The sequence below is a fragment of the Bacillus sp. SH5-2 genome, from assembly GCF_008368905.1.
Lineage (GTDB): Bacteria > Bacillota > Bacilli > Bacillales > Bacillaceae_G > Bacillus_A > Bacillus_A luti.
Genome location: NZ_QOSD01000022.1, coordinates 86109 through 102330, shown reverse-complemented (window position 1 = coordinate 102330; position 16222 = coordinate 86109). Strand labels below are relative to the sequence as shown.

The 16222-nt window shown below is 35.9% G+C and carries 15 protein-coding genes; 5 read left to right on the top strand and 10 right to left on the bottom strand.

Annotated elements, in window-relative coordinates; all coding sequences use genetic code 11:
- Positions 1 to 36 precede the first annotated feature (36 nt).
- The 4 genes from DN410_RS20075 to luxS all read right to left on the bottom strand — a co-directional run bounded on the left by DN410_RS20075 (position 37) and on the right by luxS (position 5527).
- Positions 37 to 1476 (bottom strand): glycoside hydrolase family 1 protein, encoded by a 1440-nt coding sequence (locus tag DN410_RS20075; protein ID WP_149177779.1) that lies wholly within the window; start codon positions 1474 to 1476, stop codon positions 37 to 39.
- Positions 1477 to 1539: 63 nt separating this feature from the next.
- Positions 1540 to 3465 (bottom strand): beta-glucoside-specific PTS transporter subunit IIABC, encoded by a 1926-nt coding sequence (locus DN410_RS20070; RefSeq protein ID WP_149177778.1) that lies wholly within the window; start codon positions 3463 to 3465, stop codon positions 1540 to 1542.
- Between the two features lie 175 nt (positions 3466 to 3640).
- A complete protein-coding gene (licT, locus tag DN410_RS20065) occupies positions 3641 to 4510 on the bottom strand; it encodes a BglG family transcription antiterminator LicT (protein WP_149177777.1) in 870 nt (289 codons plus the stop codon).
- A gap of 543 nt (positions 4511 to 5053) precedes the next feature.
- Positions 5054 to 5527, bottom strand: a complete 474-nt coding sequence (luxS, locus tag DN410_RS20060; protein ID WP_001141369.1) for an S-ribosylhomocysteine lyase LuxS — start codon at positions 5525 to 5527, stop codon at positions 5054 to 5056.
- A 128-nt stretch (positions 5528 to 5655) separates the two neighbouring features.
- Between luxS and yidD the strand changes: the two genes are divergently transcribed.
- The gene (gene yidD, locus DN410_RS20055) at positions 5656 to 5892 is read left to right on the top strand and encodes a membrane protein insertion efficiency factor YidD (RefSeq protein ID WP_000809334.1); all 237 of its coding nucleotides are present in this window, start codon (positions 5656 to 5658) and stop codon (positions 5890 to 5892) included.
- Here yidD and DN410_RS20050 read toward each other — a convergent pair.
- Positions 5889 to 6452, bottom strand: coding sequence for a beta-class carbonic anhydrase (locus DN410_RS20050; protein ID WP_000838168.1), 564 nt, complete (start codon positions 6450 to 6452; stop codon positions 5889 to 5891). The two genes, yidD and DN410_RS20050, sit on opposite strands and share 4 nt — an antisense overlap.
- A gap of 224 nt (positions 6453 to 6676) precedes the next feature.
- Here DN410_RS20050 and cydA point away from each other — a divergent pair, with 224 nt between their 5' ends.
- Both cydA and cydB read left to right on the top strand, forming a co-directional pair.
- Positions 6677 to 8026, top strand: a complete 1350-nt coding sequence (gene cydA / locus DN410_RS20045) for a cytochrome ubiquinol oxidase subunit I (protein ID WP_149177776.1) — start codon at positions 6677 to 6679, stop codon at positions 8024 to 8026.
- A complete protein-coding gene (cydB, locus tag DN410_RS20040) occupies positions 8016 to 9044 on the top strand; it encodes a cytochrome d ubiquinol oxidase subunit II (RefSeq protein WP_149177775.1) in 1029 nt (342 codons plus the stop codon). The genes cydA and cydB overlap by 11 nt, the downstream gene beginning before the upstream one ends.
- A gap of 166 nt (positions 9045 to 9210) precedes the next feature.
- Here cydB and DN410_RS20035 read toward each other — a convergent pair whose 3' ends face one another.
- The 3 genes from DN410_RS20035 to DN410_RS20020 all read right to left on the bottom strand — a co-directional run bounded on the left by DN410_RS20035 (position 9211) and on the right by DN410_RS20020 (position 12305).
- Positions 9211 to 9444 carry a spore germination protein gene (locus DN410_RS20035; protein ID WP_149177774.1) on the bottom strand — a complete coding sequence of 78 codons (234 nt, stop codon included), beginning with the start codon at positions 9442 to 9444 and terminating at the stop codon, positions 9211 to 9213.
- Between the two features lie 82 nt (positions 9445 to 9526).
- On the bottom strand, positions 9527 to 10300 hold the full coding sequence (locus tag DN410_RS20030; protein ID WP_149177773.1) for an S-layer homology domain-containing protein: 774 nt from the start codon (positions 10298 to 10300) through the stop codon (positions 9527 to 9529).
- A 649-nt stretch (positions 10301 to 10949) separates the two neighbouring features.
- The gene (locus DN410_RS20020; RefSeq protein WP_149177772.1) at positions 10950 to 12305 is read right to left on the bottom strand and encodes an RNA-guided endonuclease TnpB family protein; all 1356 of its coding nucleotides are present in this window, start codon (positions 12303 to 12305) and stop codon (positions 10950 to 10952) included.
- A gap of 537 nt (positions 12306 to 12842) precedes the next feature.
- Between DN410_RS20020 and DN410_RS20015 the strand changes: the two genes are divergently transcribed.
- Together DN410_RS20015 and DN410_RS20010 are read left to right on the top strand one after the other, a co-directional pair.
- Positions 12843 to 13880: a YdcF family protein gene (locus DN410_RS20015; RefSeq protein WP_149177771.1), complete on the top strand. Its 1038-nt coding sequence runs from the start codon at positions 12843 to 12845 to the stop codon at positions 13878 to 13880.
- Between the two features lie 185 nt (positions 13881 to 14065).
- A complete protein-coding gene (locus DN410_RS20010) occupies positions 14066 to 14938 on the top strand; it encodes a YitT family protein (protein WP_149177770.1) in 873 nt (290 codons plus the stop codon).
- Between the two features lie 138 nt (positions 14939 to 15076).
- Here DN410_RS20010 and DN410_RS20005 read toward each other — a convergent pair whose 3' ends face one another.
- Together DN410_RS20005 and DN410_RS20000 are read right to left on the bottom strand one after the other, a co-directional pair.
- The gene (locus DN410_RS20005; RefSeq protein ID WP_149177769.1) at positions 15077 to 15295 is read right to left on the bottom strand and encodes a hypothetical protein; all 219 of its coding nucleotides are present in this window, start codon (positions 15293 to 15295) and stop codon (positions 15077 to 15079) included.
- 100 nt (positions 15296 to 15395) lie between these two features.
- Positions 15396 to 16211, bottom strand: a complete 816-nt coding sequence (locus DN410_RS20000) for a DUF4247 domain-containing protein (protein ID WP_149177768.1) — start codon at positions 16209 to 16211, stop codon at positions 15396 to 15398.
- Positions 16212 to 16222: the final 11 nt, after the last annotated feature.

Here is a 16222-nt window from a genome sequence, read left to right as displayed (position 1 = left end):
AAAAAGAGCATTCCTGCTCTTCTTTTTAAATTCGTATTACAGTATTTCTCCATTAGAACTAATAACATCTTTATACCAGAAGAATGAGTTTTTCCTTTTACGCTCTAACGTTCCAGTTCCATCATCATGCTTATCCACATAAATATAACCGTAGCGTTTAGACATCTCTCCTGTAGAAGCACTCACTAAATCAATGCATCCCCAGCTCGTATATCCAATCATTTCAACTCCATCTACTTGTATCGCATCACGCATTGCTATCATATGCTCTCGTAAATAGTTAATTCGGTAATCATCATTAATAGTACCGTCTTCTTCTATCTCATCATAAGCACCTAAACCATTTTCAACAACAAATAGTGGTACTTCATATCTATCATACAATTTATTTAATGAAATTCTTAAGCCTGTTGGATCAATTTCCCATCCCCAATCACTCGCTTTAAGGAATGGATTTTTTATACCTGCCATAATATTTCCTTGTGCTTTTTCTTCAACAGTCTTTACTTTTTTCTCTGTACGGGACATGTAATAACTGAAGCCAATGTAATCTACTGTATGTTCTTTAATTAATTCTAAATCACCTTCTTGAATCTCTAATTCCACATCGTGCTTTTCGAAGTATGCTTTAATAAATGTTGGATATTTACCGCGTACTTGAACATCAGCACAGAAGTAATTAAACATACGCTCTTCTTGAAGTGCATATAACTCATTTTCCGGATCACAGTCATATGAGTAGACTGGAGCGTATATAATCATACAACCTATTTTTGATTCTGGAATAATCTCATGACATGCTTTTACTGCAAGCGCACTCGCAACAAATTGATGATGGAACGCTTGGAATGTCGGCTGATATTTATCTTCTTCTTTATTGATAGAAAATCCAAGTCCCATAATTGGCATGATTAAACCGCTATTAATCTCATTGAATGTCATCCAATATTTCACTTTATTTTTGTAACGATTCAATATAGCATTTACATATCGTTCGAAGAAACCAATCACTTCACGACTTCTCCAGCCACCATATGTTTTAACAAGATTTACTGGCATTTCGTAATGAGAAATTGTCACAACAGGTTCAATACCGTATTTTTCTAGCTCTGTAAAAACACGATCATAGAAAGCTAGACCTTCTTCATTCGGCTCTAGTTCATCACCATTTGGGAAAATTCTTGTCCAAGCAATAGACATACGGAAAGATTTAAATCCCATCTCTGCAAACAATGCAATATCTTCTTTATAACGATGATAGAAATCAATACCGTCATGGTTTGGATAAAGGTATTTTGTTTTATCAATTTCGAAATTGAAACCAGGATCTTGCAATATTTTAAGACGTCCTTTTCCACCAGGTAAAACATCTGCGATATTTAATCCTTTTCCACCTTCATAAAATCCGCCTTCCATTTGGTTAGCAGCAGTAGCTCCCCCCCATAAAAACCCCTCTGGAAATTTAGCATTCAACATACTAGCACTCCTTTACAATATAATTTTTTTAATAACCTTTTAACTCATTTATTTCTTTCTATTTTACTTACTAATTACTTCGATTAAATTCTCGCCAACTTTGATTGAATTTGCTTCCGTTACTACTACATCATATTTATCAGTATTCGTTATCACTATCGGTGTAGTTACGACATATCCTGCCGCTTGAATTTCTTTTATATCGAATTCAATAAGCAATTGGTCTTTCTCTACACGATCTCCTTGTGCAACGTGTGAAGAAAAGTGCTTTCCACCTAATTGAACTGTATCCATACCAATATGAATCAACAATTCTGCTCCATAATCAGTTACAATCCCAATCGCATGATTCGTTGGAAATAGTGCTGAAACAGTTCCTGAAACTGGGGCAAATAATTTACCAATAGAAGGTTCAATTGCAACTCCTTGTCCTATCGCACCTGATGCAAAGGCTGCATCTTTAATGCTAGACAACTCGATTACCTTACCTTCAAACGGGCTAGTGATCACATTCTTTGCATCCTTGCTTACAACTTTTGTGCGATTTAACTCTGTTGTCGTAGCTGCTGCTTCGTCAACAGTTGTAGCTGTTTCTTCTTTACCAAATCCAAATAAATAAGTAAGAATAAATCCAAATACAAACGAAACAACAATCGCAATAATAAGACCCCAGAATCCCATCGTAATGCCTGCTTTTGGATCAATATAATTCGGTATACCAAATATTCCAAGGCCACCTACCATATATATTTTCGAACCTGCAAGTCCTAAAATCCCTCCACCAATCGCTCCGCCAATACAACTCATAATAAACGGTTTTTTTAATGGAAGTGTAATTCCATAAATCGCTGGTTCAGTGACACCAAAGATACCCGAAATGAAAGCTGGAATACTAAGTGATTTTAATTTTTGTTGCTTCGTTTTCAACCAAATTGCTAAAACCGCACCGATTTGTGCGAATGAAGCTCCAAACATAAGAGCTACAACTGGGTCTGCACCTAGAAGAGTAAGATTATTAATTGATACTGGAATTAAGCCCCAGTGAAGACCAAATATAACAATCACTTGCCAGAAGCCACCAATGAATAGTCCCGCTACTACTGGACTTAATTCATACAACCAAATCGTTCCTTGTCCTAAAAGCTGACCAGCCCATGTTGCAATCGGTCCAATAACGATGAACGTCAGCGGGATAACAACCAGTAATGTACAGAACGGTACTAAAAATGTTTTCACAACGTCTGGAATTAATTTTTTAAACGTCTTCTCTGTTTTTGCCCCTAGATACGCTGCGATAATAATTGGAATAACTGATGATGCATAACTCATTAAAATAACTGGAATTCCTAAAAACGTAATATGAATAGGTGATTCAAACATTGTCCCTGCGAATAATGTATACATTGGCTTGCTTGTTGTTAATCCAGAAAGTGCTGGATAAACTAACGAGGCACCTATTGCCATACCAATAAATATGTTTCCTCCAAATTTCTTACTCGCTGTATAACCAAGGAATATTGGGAAGAAATAAAATAGCGAATCTCCGATTGCATTTAATATTTGATACGTTCCAGATGTGTTACTTAACCAGCCCATTGCTACAAGCAGAGCATTCAAACCTTTTATCATCCCTGTTGCAGCTAAAACACCAAGAATAGGGCTAAATATGCTAGAAATTATATCAATAAATTGATTAAATGCCCCTTTCTTCTTACTATCAGCCTCTTCAGGTGCTGACGTATGAAGATCACCAATTGTTACTACTGCTTGGTAGACGTCAGGCACCTGATTTCCAATAACAACTTGATACTGGCCACCACTTTTCATAACAGTGACGATCTCCTCCATATTTTTCAAAACCTCTGTCTTTGCTTTTCCTTCATCTCTTAATTGAAAACGCAGACGGGTAATACAGTGAACCACACTAATAATATTTTCTTTACCGCCGACATTTTCAATAATGTCTTTTGCTAATTGTTCATATTTCATATTTATCCCCACTTTCTATCGCATTTTTGTAAATAAAAAACCTGAGCCCAACTGAACATACACGCAAATAAGCTGCATGCTCAGGTCGACTCAGGTTATGCCCAGGTATTGGTAACATTCCTCTAAATCATATGTAGTTTATAAATATCAACTATCGTATTTTCCCCTTCCTAACTTATTTTTTCCCATCTAACGTACAGTTTGATGCATGTCGACAGGTCACTCGATGAATATGTAAAGTTAAATAGACAATTTCATCATTCGAAACATTCCAATTATATACATTTTGTAAGTAGACCTTCACTTTTTGACTACATTGAAACGCCGGTGGATACTTCAGCTGTATTTGCTCATAAAGGAATTGATCATCGCCTTCAACAGCATGTTCCTTACGAATAAATCGTATCGAGAAGAAACGGAGATGTGTTAAAAAGCGCTCATAATTAACCGAGTTTTCATCCATTTCTATTTGAAAATGATATTTTACGATATTCAAAATGTTATTAACGACTTCAGTTGCTTGCACGACAGAGGCCATATTATCACTAGCTAATTGACCATTTACTAAATGCAAAGCAATGGAAGCAGCTTCATCCTCTCCAAGGCGAATTCCTGTATCACTTTCAATCATATCTAACGCCTGTAGCGCAATTTGAAACTCTTGTTTATAATATTTTTTAATTTCCCATAATAACGCATTTTTTAACTGTATACCTTGTTTATATCTACTAATTGCAAAACTTAAATGATCCGTTAGCGCAACATATAAATATTCATCCAATTTGTATGCGAGCTTGGATTGCGCATAGTTTATAATTTTTGAAGAAATATTTAAATATAGTTCAGACGTATCTTCTAATAATTTTGCAAGCTTTTCAGAAACTCCATGCTTCTCTAGCACAAATGTTTTCTCTATTTTCGAAACATCAATTATTTCTCCAACTTTCTTCTGAAAAGCTAACCCCTTTCCCATAACGACAATTTCTTGTTTAAACTCATTATGCGTAACAGCAACATTATTGTTTAAAATTTTTTTTATTTCCATTCGCACTCGTCCTTGACCATATTATTTAACAGGCAAAATTTTATAAAAAAAAACCTAAATTTGCACATAAGAATAACGCTTAAGTTACTCTTATACAAATTTAGGTTTTGCCTGCCGAACAGTAACAATCCTTTTAGTTGTAAACGCTTTCCTTATTTTTAACATACTATTTCATCTCTGTCAACGACTTGATGTACTTATCACATAACAAACACAAATTAATATATTTTCTTTCTTATATGTTCATTAACTCACCATTTTCAATCCAATTATCGTCCCCATCATTCTGATAAAAAAAAACTGCCCTCTCACAGGCAGTTTTTTTATCGATTGGTGAAAACTAATAGTCAGCGTAAAGTGCCCCTACTAATTAAAGTTTCACTTTATCCCGCCTTAACAGGCAGTAAGACCCCTACCTCCCAATTATGTAAAAGCGAAGAAGTTAGGTAGGAGTTTAACTGCCTGTAAAGGTCCGATTGGTTCAACTAATAATCAGTGGGTGATAGGGCACCTCCCCCATCACCCACTGATTAAAGTTTCACTTTATCCAAATACTTTCTCAAGTTCATCTTTGTCTTGGCTTAACCAGAAGTTCATTAAGCGTTTTGCTCCTTCTAAGTCATGAAGCTTCGCTTGACCACATTGTGTTTCATTTGCAGCTGGAATTTCTGTAATTTGAACCGCATCTTTTAATGTTAGTTCTAATAAATCAATGATTTCTCGAACTGTCGGTGTGCCGCTTACTACAAGATAGTATCCTGTTTGGCAGCCCATCGGTGAAATATCGATAATATCGAAATGTGGGTAACGATCAATATATTTACGTAAATTAAATGCTAATAAATGTTCTAACGTATGAATAACATCTGGCTTCATTGCTTGTTTATTCGGTTGGCAAAAACGAATATCAAATTTATTTACAATACCGTCACTACCTACATTGTGAACTCCGCAATGTCTTACATAAGGCGCCTTTACAATCGTATGATCTAATTCAAAGCTTTCTACTGATGGCATACAACATCTCTCCCGCTTTTAATTTAATTCCGTTATATCCAATATGATATAACGGAAATGCACATTAGTAAAGTATTATGTACAGTCGTGCTATAATACTTTAAGACTATGCTGAAAAGGAGACTGTTATGAAACAGATTTTCATTGGGATTATACGATTTTATCAAAAGTTCATTTCTCCGATGACACCACCAACGTGCCGCTTTTATCCAACTTGTTCTCATTACGGATTAGAGGCGTTTCAAAAACACGGTGCCCTCAAAGGATTTTGGCTTACTTGTAAGCGTATATTAAAATGTCACCCTTTCCACCCGGGAGGATTTGATCCTGTCCCAGATAAAAAGGATGACAAAGTAAATTCTTAATTGTCGTAACCATTCACAACTAAATCTAATTTTCCTGTGTCTGGATCGATAACAAGACCGTGAACAGGTACTTCTTCTGGAAGTAATGGATGGTTGCGAAGTATTGATACACTATGTTCTACACTTTCTTCTACACTAGAGAACCCTTGTAGGAATCTTTCTAAATCGATTCCAGAATAACGAAGTGTATCTAGTTTCTCATTTGTTATACCGCGCTCTTTCATCTTCTCAATCGTACTGCTTGCTTGAATTTTTGCCATACCACAATCGTGGTGACCAACTACACATACTTCATCAGCACCAAGCTCATATACAGCAACTAAAATACTACGCATAATACTTCCAAACGGATGTGAAATAACAGCGCCTGCTACTTTAATAATTTTCACATCACCGTTACGCATATTCATCGCTTTCGGTAATAATTCAACAAGGCGAGTATCCATACAAGAGATTATTACCATTTTTTTATTTGGGAATTTTCCCGTTTCATACTCTTCGTATTTTTTTTCTTCAACGAATTTTTCATTGTATTGTAAAATCTCTTCTAATGACTTCATAGTAAAGGACCCTCTTTTCTCTCATTTACATTACTTATATAGTGTACCAAAATTTAAAAAACTCAAAAAGGATATTGCTTTATAGTAAAAAATAGATATTTTCAGATAACCGACATAATTCTTTCAAAATATACACACAGCTTTGTAACATGTATCACATACTCGAATCCTATTTTCACTATAAACTAATTGTAGATAATGTAAAAAAGGAGTGAATATTTATTATGTCCGACGTTCTGTTACTGAGTCGTTTTCAATTTGCAATTACTATTTTTTATCACTTTTTATTTGTACCTTTGACAATCGGACTTGTTATTTTAGTAGCATGTATGGAAACTCAATACGCCCGCACATTGAATCCAACATACCGCAAAATGGCAAATTTCTGGGGTAAATTATTTACAATTAACTTTGTAATGGGGATTATAACCGGGATTACGATGGAATTCCAATTTGGAACAAACTGGTCTGAGTACTCCAAATATATGGGAGATATTTTCGGATCACCTCTCGCAATCGAAGCACTCGTTGCCTTCTTCTTAGAATCTACTTTCATGGGAATATGGTTATTCGGTAAAGACAAAATTTCACCAAAGTTCCGTGCCTTCTGTATGTGGATGGTTGCACTTGGAACAAATATTTCTGCCCTTTGGATTATTACAGCAAACGGCTTTATGCAAAATCCTGTTGGCTACGTAGTACGTAACGGCCGTGCTGAATTAAACGACTTCTGGGCACTTGTTACAAATCCATATGCTTGGAATATGTTCTTCCATACTGTAATCGGTTGTTATATCGTTGGTGCTTTCTTCGTTATGGCAATTAGTGCCTATCACTTACTACGTAAAAATGAAGTGGAATTCTTTAAAAAATCATTTAAGTTTGGTTTAATGTTAGGATTATTCGCTGCAACTGTTACACCATTTATGGGACATCAATCTGGTGTATCCGCAGCTAAATATCAACCAGCTAAAGGAGCTGCAATGGAAGCAGTTTGGGAAACTGGTAAAGGACAAGGCTTCTCAATTGTGCAAATTCCTGATGTGAAAAACGAAAAGAACTTTGAATTCCTTACTATTCCGAAACTAGGAAGCTTCTTCTATACAAACTCATTTGATGGCGAAATTGTTGGTTTAAAAGATATTCCGAAAGATGAACGCCCAAATGTTAACCTTGTGTATTATAGCTTCCGTTTAATGGTTGCACTTGGTATGTTCTTTATGGCATTAACTTGGTACGGCTTCTATTTAAACCGAAAAGGAAAACTAGAAAACTCAAACCGTTATTTAAAAATTACAATGTGGTCTGTCTTACTTCCATACATTGCGATTAATGCTGGCTGGGTTGTCGCTGAAGTAGGTCGCCAGCCGTGGACAGTATATAAACTCATGCGTACAGCAGAATCTGTGTCACCTATATCTGTTCCACAAATTTGGTTCTCATTAATTAGTTTAATATTGTTCTATACTCTACTCTTAATTGCAGACGTATACTTAATGCTAAAGTTCGCGAAAAAAGGACCTGCTGCATTAGAAGAACCTGCTACTGAAGGAGGTACAGCTCATGTCTCATGATATGCTTGCAGTCATCTGGTTCGGTTTATGGGGCGTAATTTGGACAGTTTACTTCATTCTTGACGGGTACGCACTTGGTAACGGGATGATTTTTCCATTCGTTGCGAAAGATCGACAAGAACGAAATCAATTACAAGAAGCAATTGGCCCATTCTGGGGCGGTAATGAAGTATGGTTAATTACAGCTGGTGGCGCAACATTTGCTGCCTTCCCAGTCACATATGCAAATATGTTTAGTTATCTATATACACCGTTATTCTTAGTATTACTTGCACTGTTTGCTCGTGCAGCTGGACTTGAATTCATGCATAAAGACGATTCACCAATTTGGCAAAAAACTTGTAAATGGGCATTTACAATTGGTAGTTTCCTAATCGCATTCTTATTCGGTGTTACATTCGCTAATCTATATTACGGACTACAAATCGGGAAAAACGGTTATGAAGGAAATTTACTTAGTTTATTAAACCATTATGGTATTTTAGGTGGCCTTTTCTTCACTGCTATATTCGTCGTATCTGGCGCCCTTTGGGTTATGATTAAGACGACTGGTGAAGTATCTGATCGCGCTTATAAAATCGCACGACCGTTTTCAATGGCAGCTGCTATCATTTTAGCTATTTTCTACGTAGCAACTGCCAATCGTACAAACCTATTCCAAAACTTTACGGAATATCCTGTGCTATTCATTCTTCCAGTACTTGCAATGTTAATGAGTGTACTCGCACTTATTATGGTGTACAAACATAAAATCGGTCTTGCATTCACATTCGTTTGCTTAACGATTGCAATGTTTATGACAACTGGCTTTGCAGGTATGTTCCCAAGAATGTTACCATCTCGTATTAACGATGCGTATAGTACAACGTTATACAACGCTGCTGGTAGTGAATTAAACTTAAAAATTATGTTCTTCGTTGCAATGGTCATGGTACCAATCGTTATTGGATATCAACTTTGGAGCTACAGTATCTTTAAAAATAAAATTCATAAAGACTCTGCTAAAGGATATCACTAAGATAAAAAAGACACTTCGTTTGAAGTGTCTTTTTTCATACGTATGATTTTCGATAAGATGTTATATTTCTAATCTAACAACTATGATATAGAAGAATCACTAACAGCTCACAGCTAAATTGTAGCACAGGGCAAATTCATCGTTTTATGCAATTTTGCATATTACACTATAAAGTAAATTGCATCCCTTGGTCATTCACATCATTATCCCCTACATCCGCTGTACTAACACCACTAAATGTTTGAACTTTTATTCCTGTATTCGATGATCCCGATCCATTATAAGCTTTCGTCTTTTCAATAGGCTGCACGTTATATTTATCCCCTAAATTAATCGTCCCATTGCAGTTTTCAATAATAACACCTTCCACAACTGCCGGCATTTTATCACCTACTTTCATTTCGTTACTTTTATTTTATGAAAACCGCCTACAAAAATAGCATGTTTCAATAAGAAAAAGCACTCAGGTTGAGTGCTTTTTCTTATTTACCGCTCTTCTCTCTCTCACAAGCAATTCCATCGCCATCACGATCTAAATGCTTTCCGTAGTACGGACTATCTCTTGTAATATCATAAAATCCAGCATCGTTTGCTTCTTTACAATTAGCAAAGCGCTTTGGTTCTTGATTTGCTCCTGGTCTTTCCTCATATGGTAATGTCGCATTATATAAGAACTGTACATATTGTTCACGAGTTACATTCATCTTAGGTGAAAACATATTATCGCCTGTTCCAGCAGCAATTTTATTAGATTGTACAGCACTAATCGCTTTATTCGACCATGATTTTCTATCTACATCTACAAATGTATGCTCTGATTTTTCCACTAATTTATATGCATTGGTTAACACTTGAGCCATTTCTTCACGAGTCAAAGAAGCTTTTGGTCTAAAGTTCCCTTTTTCATCTCCTGCAAAAATCCCCATTTCTGTTAATGCTAAAATTTCCTTTTTAAAACTTGTTGAATGCTCATTAATATCATTATACGGATTATTGTAATTCTCTTTCGATCCCGGCTTTAGTTGAAGATACATAAGTCTAGCAACTTGCTCACGAGTCACGTCATCGCCGAATCCAAAAATTCCATTTCCGTACCCACTAACAATATTTTTACTTGCTAAATCTAAAATTGCTTTATAGGACCAATGACCTGTTGGAACATCTTTAAAACTAATACTTGCCTGTGCCGTTCCAATAGACGTAAATGCAGTTGTTACGACAAGCGCACCTGTTAAAAATATTTTCTTTAACTTCATTTTAAAGTCTCCTTCTACTTTTCTTAATAACCATCTAACATAATAACAAATTATAAAAATACAATTTGTCATATCATGTCGAACACAAAAAGAATCCAGAAGGGTTCTTTTTTGCTAAGCATGAATGGCAATTTTGGAGACAGTTGACTTCTTCAAAAATTTATTAGGGGTAATATTTTGAAAAAGAAAGCCTTTCATATGTAGGTTACCACCACTGGAATATATAGTAAATTGATAATATTTATACGGAAGATTGCTAATGTTTAGTATAGATACTTTCTACTATATCAACAGTGAAAAGTATCTACATTAAGCAACAAAAAGGTGCCTGCACAGAAGACGCCTTTCATAAACAGACACTGTCAACTACCCCCACTGAGATGAAGCATTTCAGTGGGGGCTTGAGTTAGAATGCTAGGTCTTTTCGTCTATCGCTAGACAGTTTGACGCTCTAGCATTCATGCCATCTTACGGTAACACCCCAAGTAAGTTTTTGGTTGGTACTGACAACGAACGATTGTTTTCCCACTTGCACCACCCTTTCGAAAAAGAGCAGTTCTTCCTTGTAGAAGAAGCCACCACTCAGATGAATCCGGCGTGTGCTACAAGCCCCGACAAGTCGAGTACACATGGATGGTTGACACACCCACTAAGCTATGCGCGAAGCAACAGCCTTACGTTTTTGTACTTCTAATAGAATCGGTGTTTTCACTTTGAGATTGTCATCCAACTCTACAACTTTTGATTTTTCCAATGTATTCAGCGCACCATTAATATCAGCATGGATACATGCTCCTGCCTTACTTTGGTACAGACCACGAGTGAGTCGTTTACCACTAAAGCGATACTGCGTCCTATCATCCTTAGACCAAATAGGAATCGTATCTTTGTCTAGGAAACTGGCCTTTGAGGTATAGCTCTCTTCTTGTTTTAAAAATCGGATACCTTCTTTTATACATTTATTCTCAATCGCCGCAATCAGTTTATGAAATGGGATTTGAACAAACGTTTGATTATTCTTTTTCCCCATATCTGATTTTTGTTTCCAGCCAGCGTTATAGCCTACGACAACTGTATCTACGCTAAATGCTTTCATTTTTTTGAACAACAAGCCTATTGTTTGTGAAAGGTAACCATTTATTTGTCGTTCTCGTTTATGCCAAAGTGCGGCCATTTTATTCGTTACAATTCGTTTAGAAAGTCCGTTTCCCACATTTTTCAGTTGGAGATTACGTATCATTTTGTTGAAGTACTGGTTAATGGATTTTAGTTTTTTTCCATCAATTAAAAATGCATCACCTGTATTTGTCACGCAACTTACTAATCTATCTACACCTAAATCGCAACTCAAAGCGTTACTAGTGGTCGTGGATTGCTTCTTCATTTGAGAAACGTGCATTTCATATGTGTAATGCACCTCAAAGAACCGACCTTTTTGCTTCGGTACAATCTCAATGTAGGAGATTTTTTTATTTCTTAAGTTTTTAGGCATACGTATTTTAATAGAACCGAATTTTTTCCTGAATGCCACACTCATCGGAATGATCCAATATCCGTTATCATTCACTTTTGGAACTTGATAGATTTCAATGATTCGTTTGTCCGTTGAACGAGAATAGTTCGGAAACTTAGGACGCCCTGTGAAGGTTTCGGGATTTTTCTTCCACTGTTCCAATGCTTTAAAAAAGCTCTTCACTTCTGTAAATAAGGCTCTACGAATCGCTTGAACCGAGTTTGATTGAATGCCCCAGTAGTTCATATCAGCTTGCATGGCAGTGTCCACTTCTTTGACAGTAGCCATCTTTTTATTGTTCAAGTAACTTTGTTTAATCGTGTACAACCCAACATTTCGCAACGCTTTTGAACTATGTGACATGCGTTGTAGTAAGCGGAATTCTTTAGCTGTGAGACAAGCTCGTCCGATATGCTGTTTCTGAGTGAATCGTTGCATGTTTTCCCTTTTCTTTTGTTTACGTAATACTTTCACCGCTTTCTTTCTAGCCATTGTTTTCACCACCTTTCTTAGAGGGATTATTAAAATTATTTTTGACAAATTAATATTTAGAAAGAAATGGAACAAGAACATGTTCTTCATCATAATTCCTTTTGGAACAAGTAGCTGAATGATAATCATTATCCAATTTCGTTGTCTTACAATCTATTCCCTCCTTATCTACGCAGATTATATCGTAAGAAAAAAAGAAACAAATATTCGCCCCCCAAAAATTATTATGAACGAAACAAAAGAGTTCAGCCTACCTTCTGACCGCAATTCATCTCCACCTGAATTGTTGGGGTTCACCCGTAACACAAATCAGATGGAGTCTTCTTGCTGAAAGAGATAAATATAATATGCATAATTACATACAAAAAGAAAAGACACTCTACCGAGTGCCTTTTCAACCATTTTACTTTTAATATATCACCCTGAATGTGCTTGATTCAGAAAACTCAAAATCCTTTTTCTTTCATTTTCACTTATAAAATCATGTAATATAAAAGGTATGTCAAATTCTTATACAAGTTGAGGTGTACTATATTTATGATGTATTTCGGAATTATTCCTCTTATATTGTTTATTATTTTTCTTATCTCGTATTTAAAAGATCCGCGAAAAATAATAAACGGCTTTTTATTTAATACTTTTATCTGTTTTTTCCTTCTTTTTTGCGTGATCGCATCTTTGAACTCAGATAGTGTTGTCCTGCGCTACATTATATTTTTACCTTTTTTAGCACTCCTCTTTATGCTTACTTTCGGTACTATCGCTTTAATGTTTGGACTATTTCTGAATGCTAGAATTTTAATGAAGCGAGAAGGAAGACGTTTCACAAACTCTTTAACTTTAATTGCTGCTTTAGGGATGTTATTCTTTATGTTACTCCCTATTATAAATCCAGCAAGTTTGGTTTCATCGCATTTAGAGCCTATTTTTGCAGCTATTTCTCTTATAAGCGTATATTTCTTTATACACTTATCTAACTTCTTAAGCGCATATTTTTTATACCAATTCAATAGACCAAGACGTAATCAAGATTTCATCATCGTTCTAGGCAGTGGCTTAATTAATGATAAAGTACCACCTTTACTTGCAAGTCGTATTAATAAAGCGATCGACTTTTACTGGAAACAAGCAGCTGTGAATACACCACCAACAATTATATTCTCTGGTGGACAAGGTCCAGATGAAGGTCTTCCAGAAGCGGAAGCAATGCAAAATTACGCTATTGAAAAGGGAATTCCAATTGAACATACAGTGCAGGAAAATCGCTCTGTCAACACATATCAAAACATGGCGTTCTCTAAAGAAATTATGGATTCGTTAAAACCAGAAGGTAAGTATAGAAGTATTTTTACAACGAATAATTTCCATCTTTTCCGCGCTGGCATATATGCAAAACAAGCTGGCCTTAATAGCCAAGGAATCGGGTCAAAAACAGCCTTTTACTATTGGCCTAATGCAATGATTCGCGAATATGTCGCAATCGTCGTTATGGGACGTAAGCGCCATATGAAAGTATGTGGAACGATTTTAGGCTTCGCTTTATTCCTAACAGGCATGAGTTTTATATTTTCTTAACAACATCCCATCCTTTTTAAGGATGGGATTTCTTATACTCATTTCAAATTTTTTTAAGACAATACGGTGATACTATTCCCTGCATACATCCATTAAAGGAGAATTTTTTCAGATAAAATGTTAAAATGGAATTTAGGTGTGAATTACGTAACAAATAAGAAACTAGTTTGAAACGAGGAAATTACATGGAGAAAATTATCAAAAACAAGCCCAATAAGCTAAAAATTGCTTCAAAAGCTTTGATGATTATTATTGGGGCATTCATCACAGCGTACGGATTAGAAGCAGTATTAATTCCAAATAACGTATCAGACGGTGGTGTAACTGGTTTAAGTATCGTTAGTTCAAGATTATTTGGATTGCCATTAGGAGCTCTAATCGCAGTTATTAACATTCCTTTCGTTTGGTTAGGATATAAGCAAATCGGTAAAAGCTTTGCAATCTATTCCATTATCGGGATTGCTTCATTAGCAATCGGTACCGTTGTCATGCATGGTATACCAACTATTATTGAAGGCGATACATTATTAGTTACAGTTGTTGGTGGTATTATTATCGGTTTTGGTATGGGACTAGCATTACGTAACGGCGGCGCATTAGATGGAATCGATATGCTAGCTGTATTACTTTCTCGTAAATTACCATTTGGAACGAGTGACCTTATTTTATTCTTAAACATGTTCGTATTTATTTTCGTATCAACAGTATTCGGTCTTCAAGGCGCTATCCTTTCGGCAATTGCTTACTTTATTGCTTCGAAAGTGATTCATATCGTTGAAGTTGGTTTAAGTGGTTCGAAAACATTCAAGATCATCACAAAAGAGCCTGAATTAATGGTAGAAACCATCCGCGATCGTTTAGGGCGAAGCGCAACATACAATGAAGTTTATGGTGGTTATTCAAAAGAGAAATTCAAAGAAATTTCTTGTGTAATTAACCGTTTAGAAGAAAGTAAAATGAAAGACCTGATTAATGAAATCGATCCTAATGCCTTTATTACAGTTTATGACGTAGCAGAAGTAAAAGGCGGTAATTTCAAGAAACGCGATATTCATTAATCGTTATGCAAAAAAAGAGGCAGTCCCAAAATGTTGGGACTGCCTCTTTTTTTTATTAAGTTGCGGTCGATATATTTCAATAATCGCTAATATATTTTAAGTTGTGATCGATATATTCCGATAATCGCTGATATACTTTTACTCTCCCCACCGACTCCCCCGTTTAATCCACGCTACGTATTTTTGAAAGGCGGGCACTTCATGTTGAAAGCGAAGCGGAACATATAGAAAGAGAGTACATGTACATAATATCCATAGAATACCTACTACAAAGTGAAATCTCATCGTTGTACTTATAAACAAACTCACGAATAATACGAGGAACATAATTACACTAAATCTTTTATACATAGTCATAACAATCTCCTCCTTATAACTTAATTGTACCAGTTACAAGGAATTATTTTCCATAACAAAAAAAAGACCGAAAAGTAAATCCCACTTCTCGGTCTCTATACTATCTTCTCTTCGTAATTTTCCCTGAACCACCAACCCTCGTTTTCGGAGGAGATGTATTCCTTGGCGGGGTTTTAATAGATGATTTCGGCTTCACATCTGATCCGCTCGAACCACCTGGTGTTTTCGTTATTTTCCCTTTGCTTCCAGTAGAAGGCGGAGGCGTATTATTTCCTTTTTTCGTAATACTTCCTGTATCTCCTACAGAAGATTTCGAATCTACATTATCGCCTCGCTTAATGATAGACCCTTTCCCTTCCTTCGTAATTGGAGGTGGGTTTTTCTTTTCTTCTTTCGTAGGCGGTCTTTCTGGCGTAACTGGTTTATGATTTTGTCTGTCATTATATCCGCGATAATCACCATATGATGATTTTTTCGAACCGAATATATCGTTTAATATACTCCCCATAATATATCCTTGCAGGAAGGATGGTTGGTAATTTTGACGGACAAACTCTTCATTACTTACTTCAATTAACGTATCAGATGGTTTCTCTTTATCCTTTTGAAGGTTATACATTTTATCAGAATAAACGAGAAACATTTGATTTTCGTCTTCTTTAGACGCTTGCTTCGGTTTCCTTTCGGCTATAAGTTCCTTCGCGACTTCAGGAACTGACCGATTGGCGGCCCTATACACGTAAGATTCTTGTTTACCTTCTTTTGCGACAGACTCAAGTGGATAGCGGTCTTGAATCGATTTTGTCTGCCCGCCTTGACAACCTGATAAGGCATAGCCAGCAACAACAAGTAATGTAACGATAGCAAGTATAGGGATCACAAATGATTTAATCATGGTAAACAATCGGTTTGACATGATTACGCCCC

Bases quoted from the DNA above. Each gene is read 5' to 3' on its own strand.
- DN410_RS20075 (WP_149177779.1), bottom strand. From the start codon at position 1,476: ATGTTGAATGCTAAATTTCCAGAGGGGTTTTTATGGGGGGGAGCTACT.
- DN410_RS20070 (WP_149177778.1), bottom strand. From the start codon at position 3,465: ATGAAATATGAACAATTAGCAAAAGACATTATTGAAAATGTCGGCGGT.
- licT (WP_149177777.1), bottom strand. From the start codon at position 4,510: ATGGAAATAAAAAAAATTTTAAACAATAATGTTGCTGTTACGCATAAT.
- luxS (WP_001141369.1), bottom strand. From the start codon at position 5,527: ATGCCATCAGTAGAAAGCTTTGAATTAGATCATACGATTGTAAAGGCG.
- yidD (WP_000809334.1), top strand. From the start codon at position 5,656: ATGAAACAGATTTTCATTGGGATTATACGATTTTATCAAAAGTTCATT.
- DN410_RS20050 (WP_000838168.1), bottom strand. From the start codon at position 6,452: ATGAAGTCATTAGAAGAGATTTTACAATACAATGAAAAATTCGTTGAA.
- cydA (WP_149177776.1), top strand. From the start codon at position 6,677: ATGTCCGACGTTCTGTTACTGAGTCGTTTTCAATTTGCAATTACTATT.
- cydB (WP_149177775.1), top strand. From the start codon at position 8,016: ATGTCTCATGATATGCTTGCAGTCATCTGGTTCGGTTTATGGGGCGTA.
- DN410_RS20035 (WP_149177774.1), bottom strand. From the start codon at position 9,444: ATGAAAGTAGGTGATAAAATGCCGGCAGTTGTGGAAGGTGTTATTATT.
- DN410_RS20030 (WP_149177773.1), bottom strand. From the start codon at position 10,300: ATGAAGTTAAAGAAAATATTTTTAACAGGTGCGCTTGTCGTAACAACT.
- DN410_RS20020 (WP_149177772.1), bottom strand. From the start codon at position 12,305: ATGGCTAGAAAGAAAGCGGTGAAAGTATTACGTAAACAAAAGAAAAGG.
- DN410_RS20015 (WP_149177771.1), top strand. From the start codon at position 12,843: ATGATGTATTTCGGAATTATTCCTCTTATATTGTTTATTATTTTTCTT.
- DN410_RS20010 (WP_149177770.1), top strand. From the start codon at position 14,066: ATGGAGAAAATTATCAAAAACAAGCCCAATAAGCTAAAAATTGCTTCA.
- DN410_RS20005 (WP_149177769.1), bottom strand. From the start codon at position 15,295: ATGACTATGTATAAAAGATTTAGTGTAATTATGTTCCTCGTATTATTC.
- DN410_RS20000 (WP_149177768.1), bottom strand. From the start codon at position 16,211: ATGTCAAACCGATTGTTTACCATGATTAAATCATTTGTGATCCCTATA.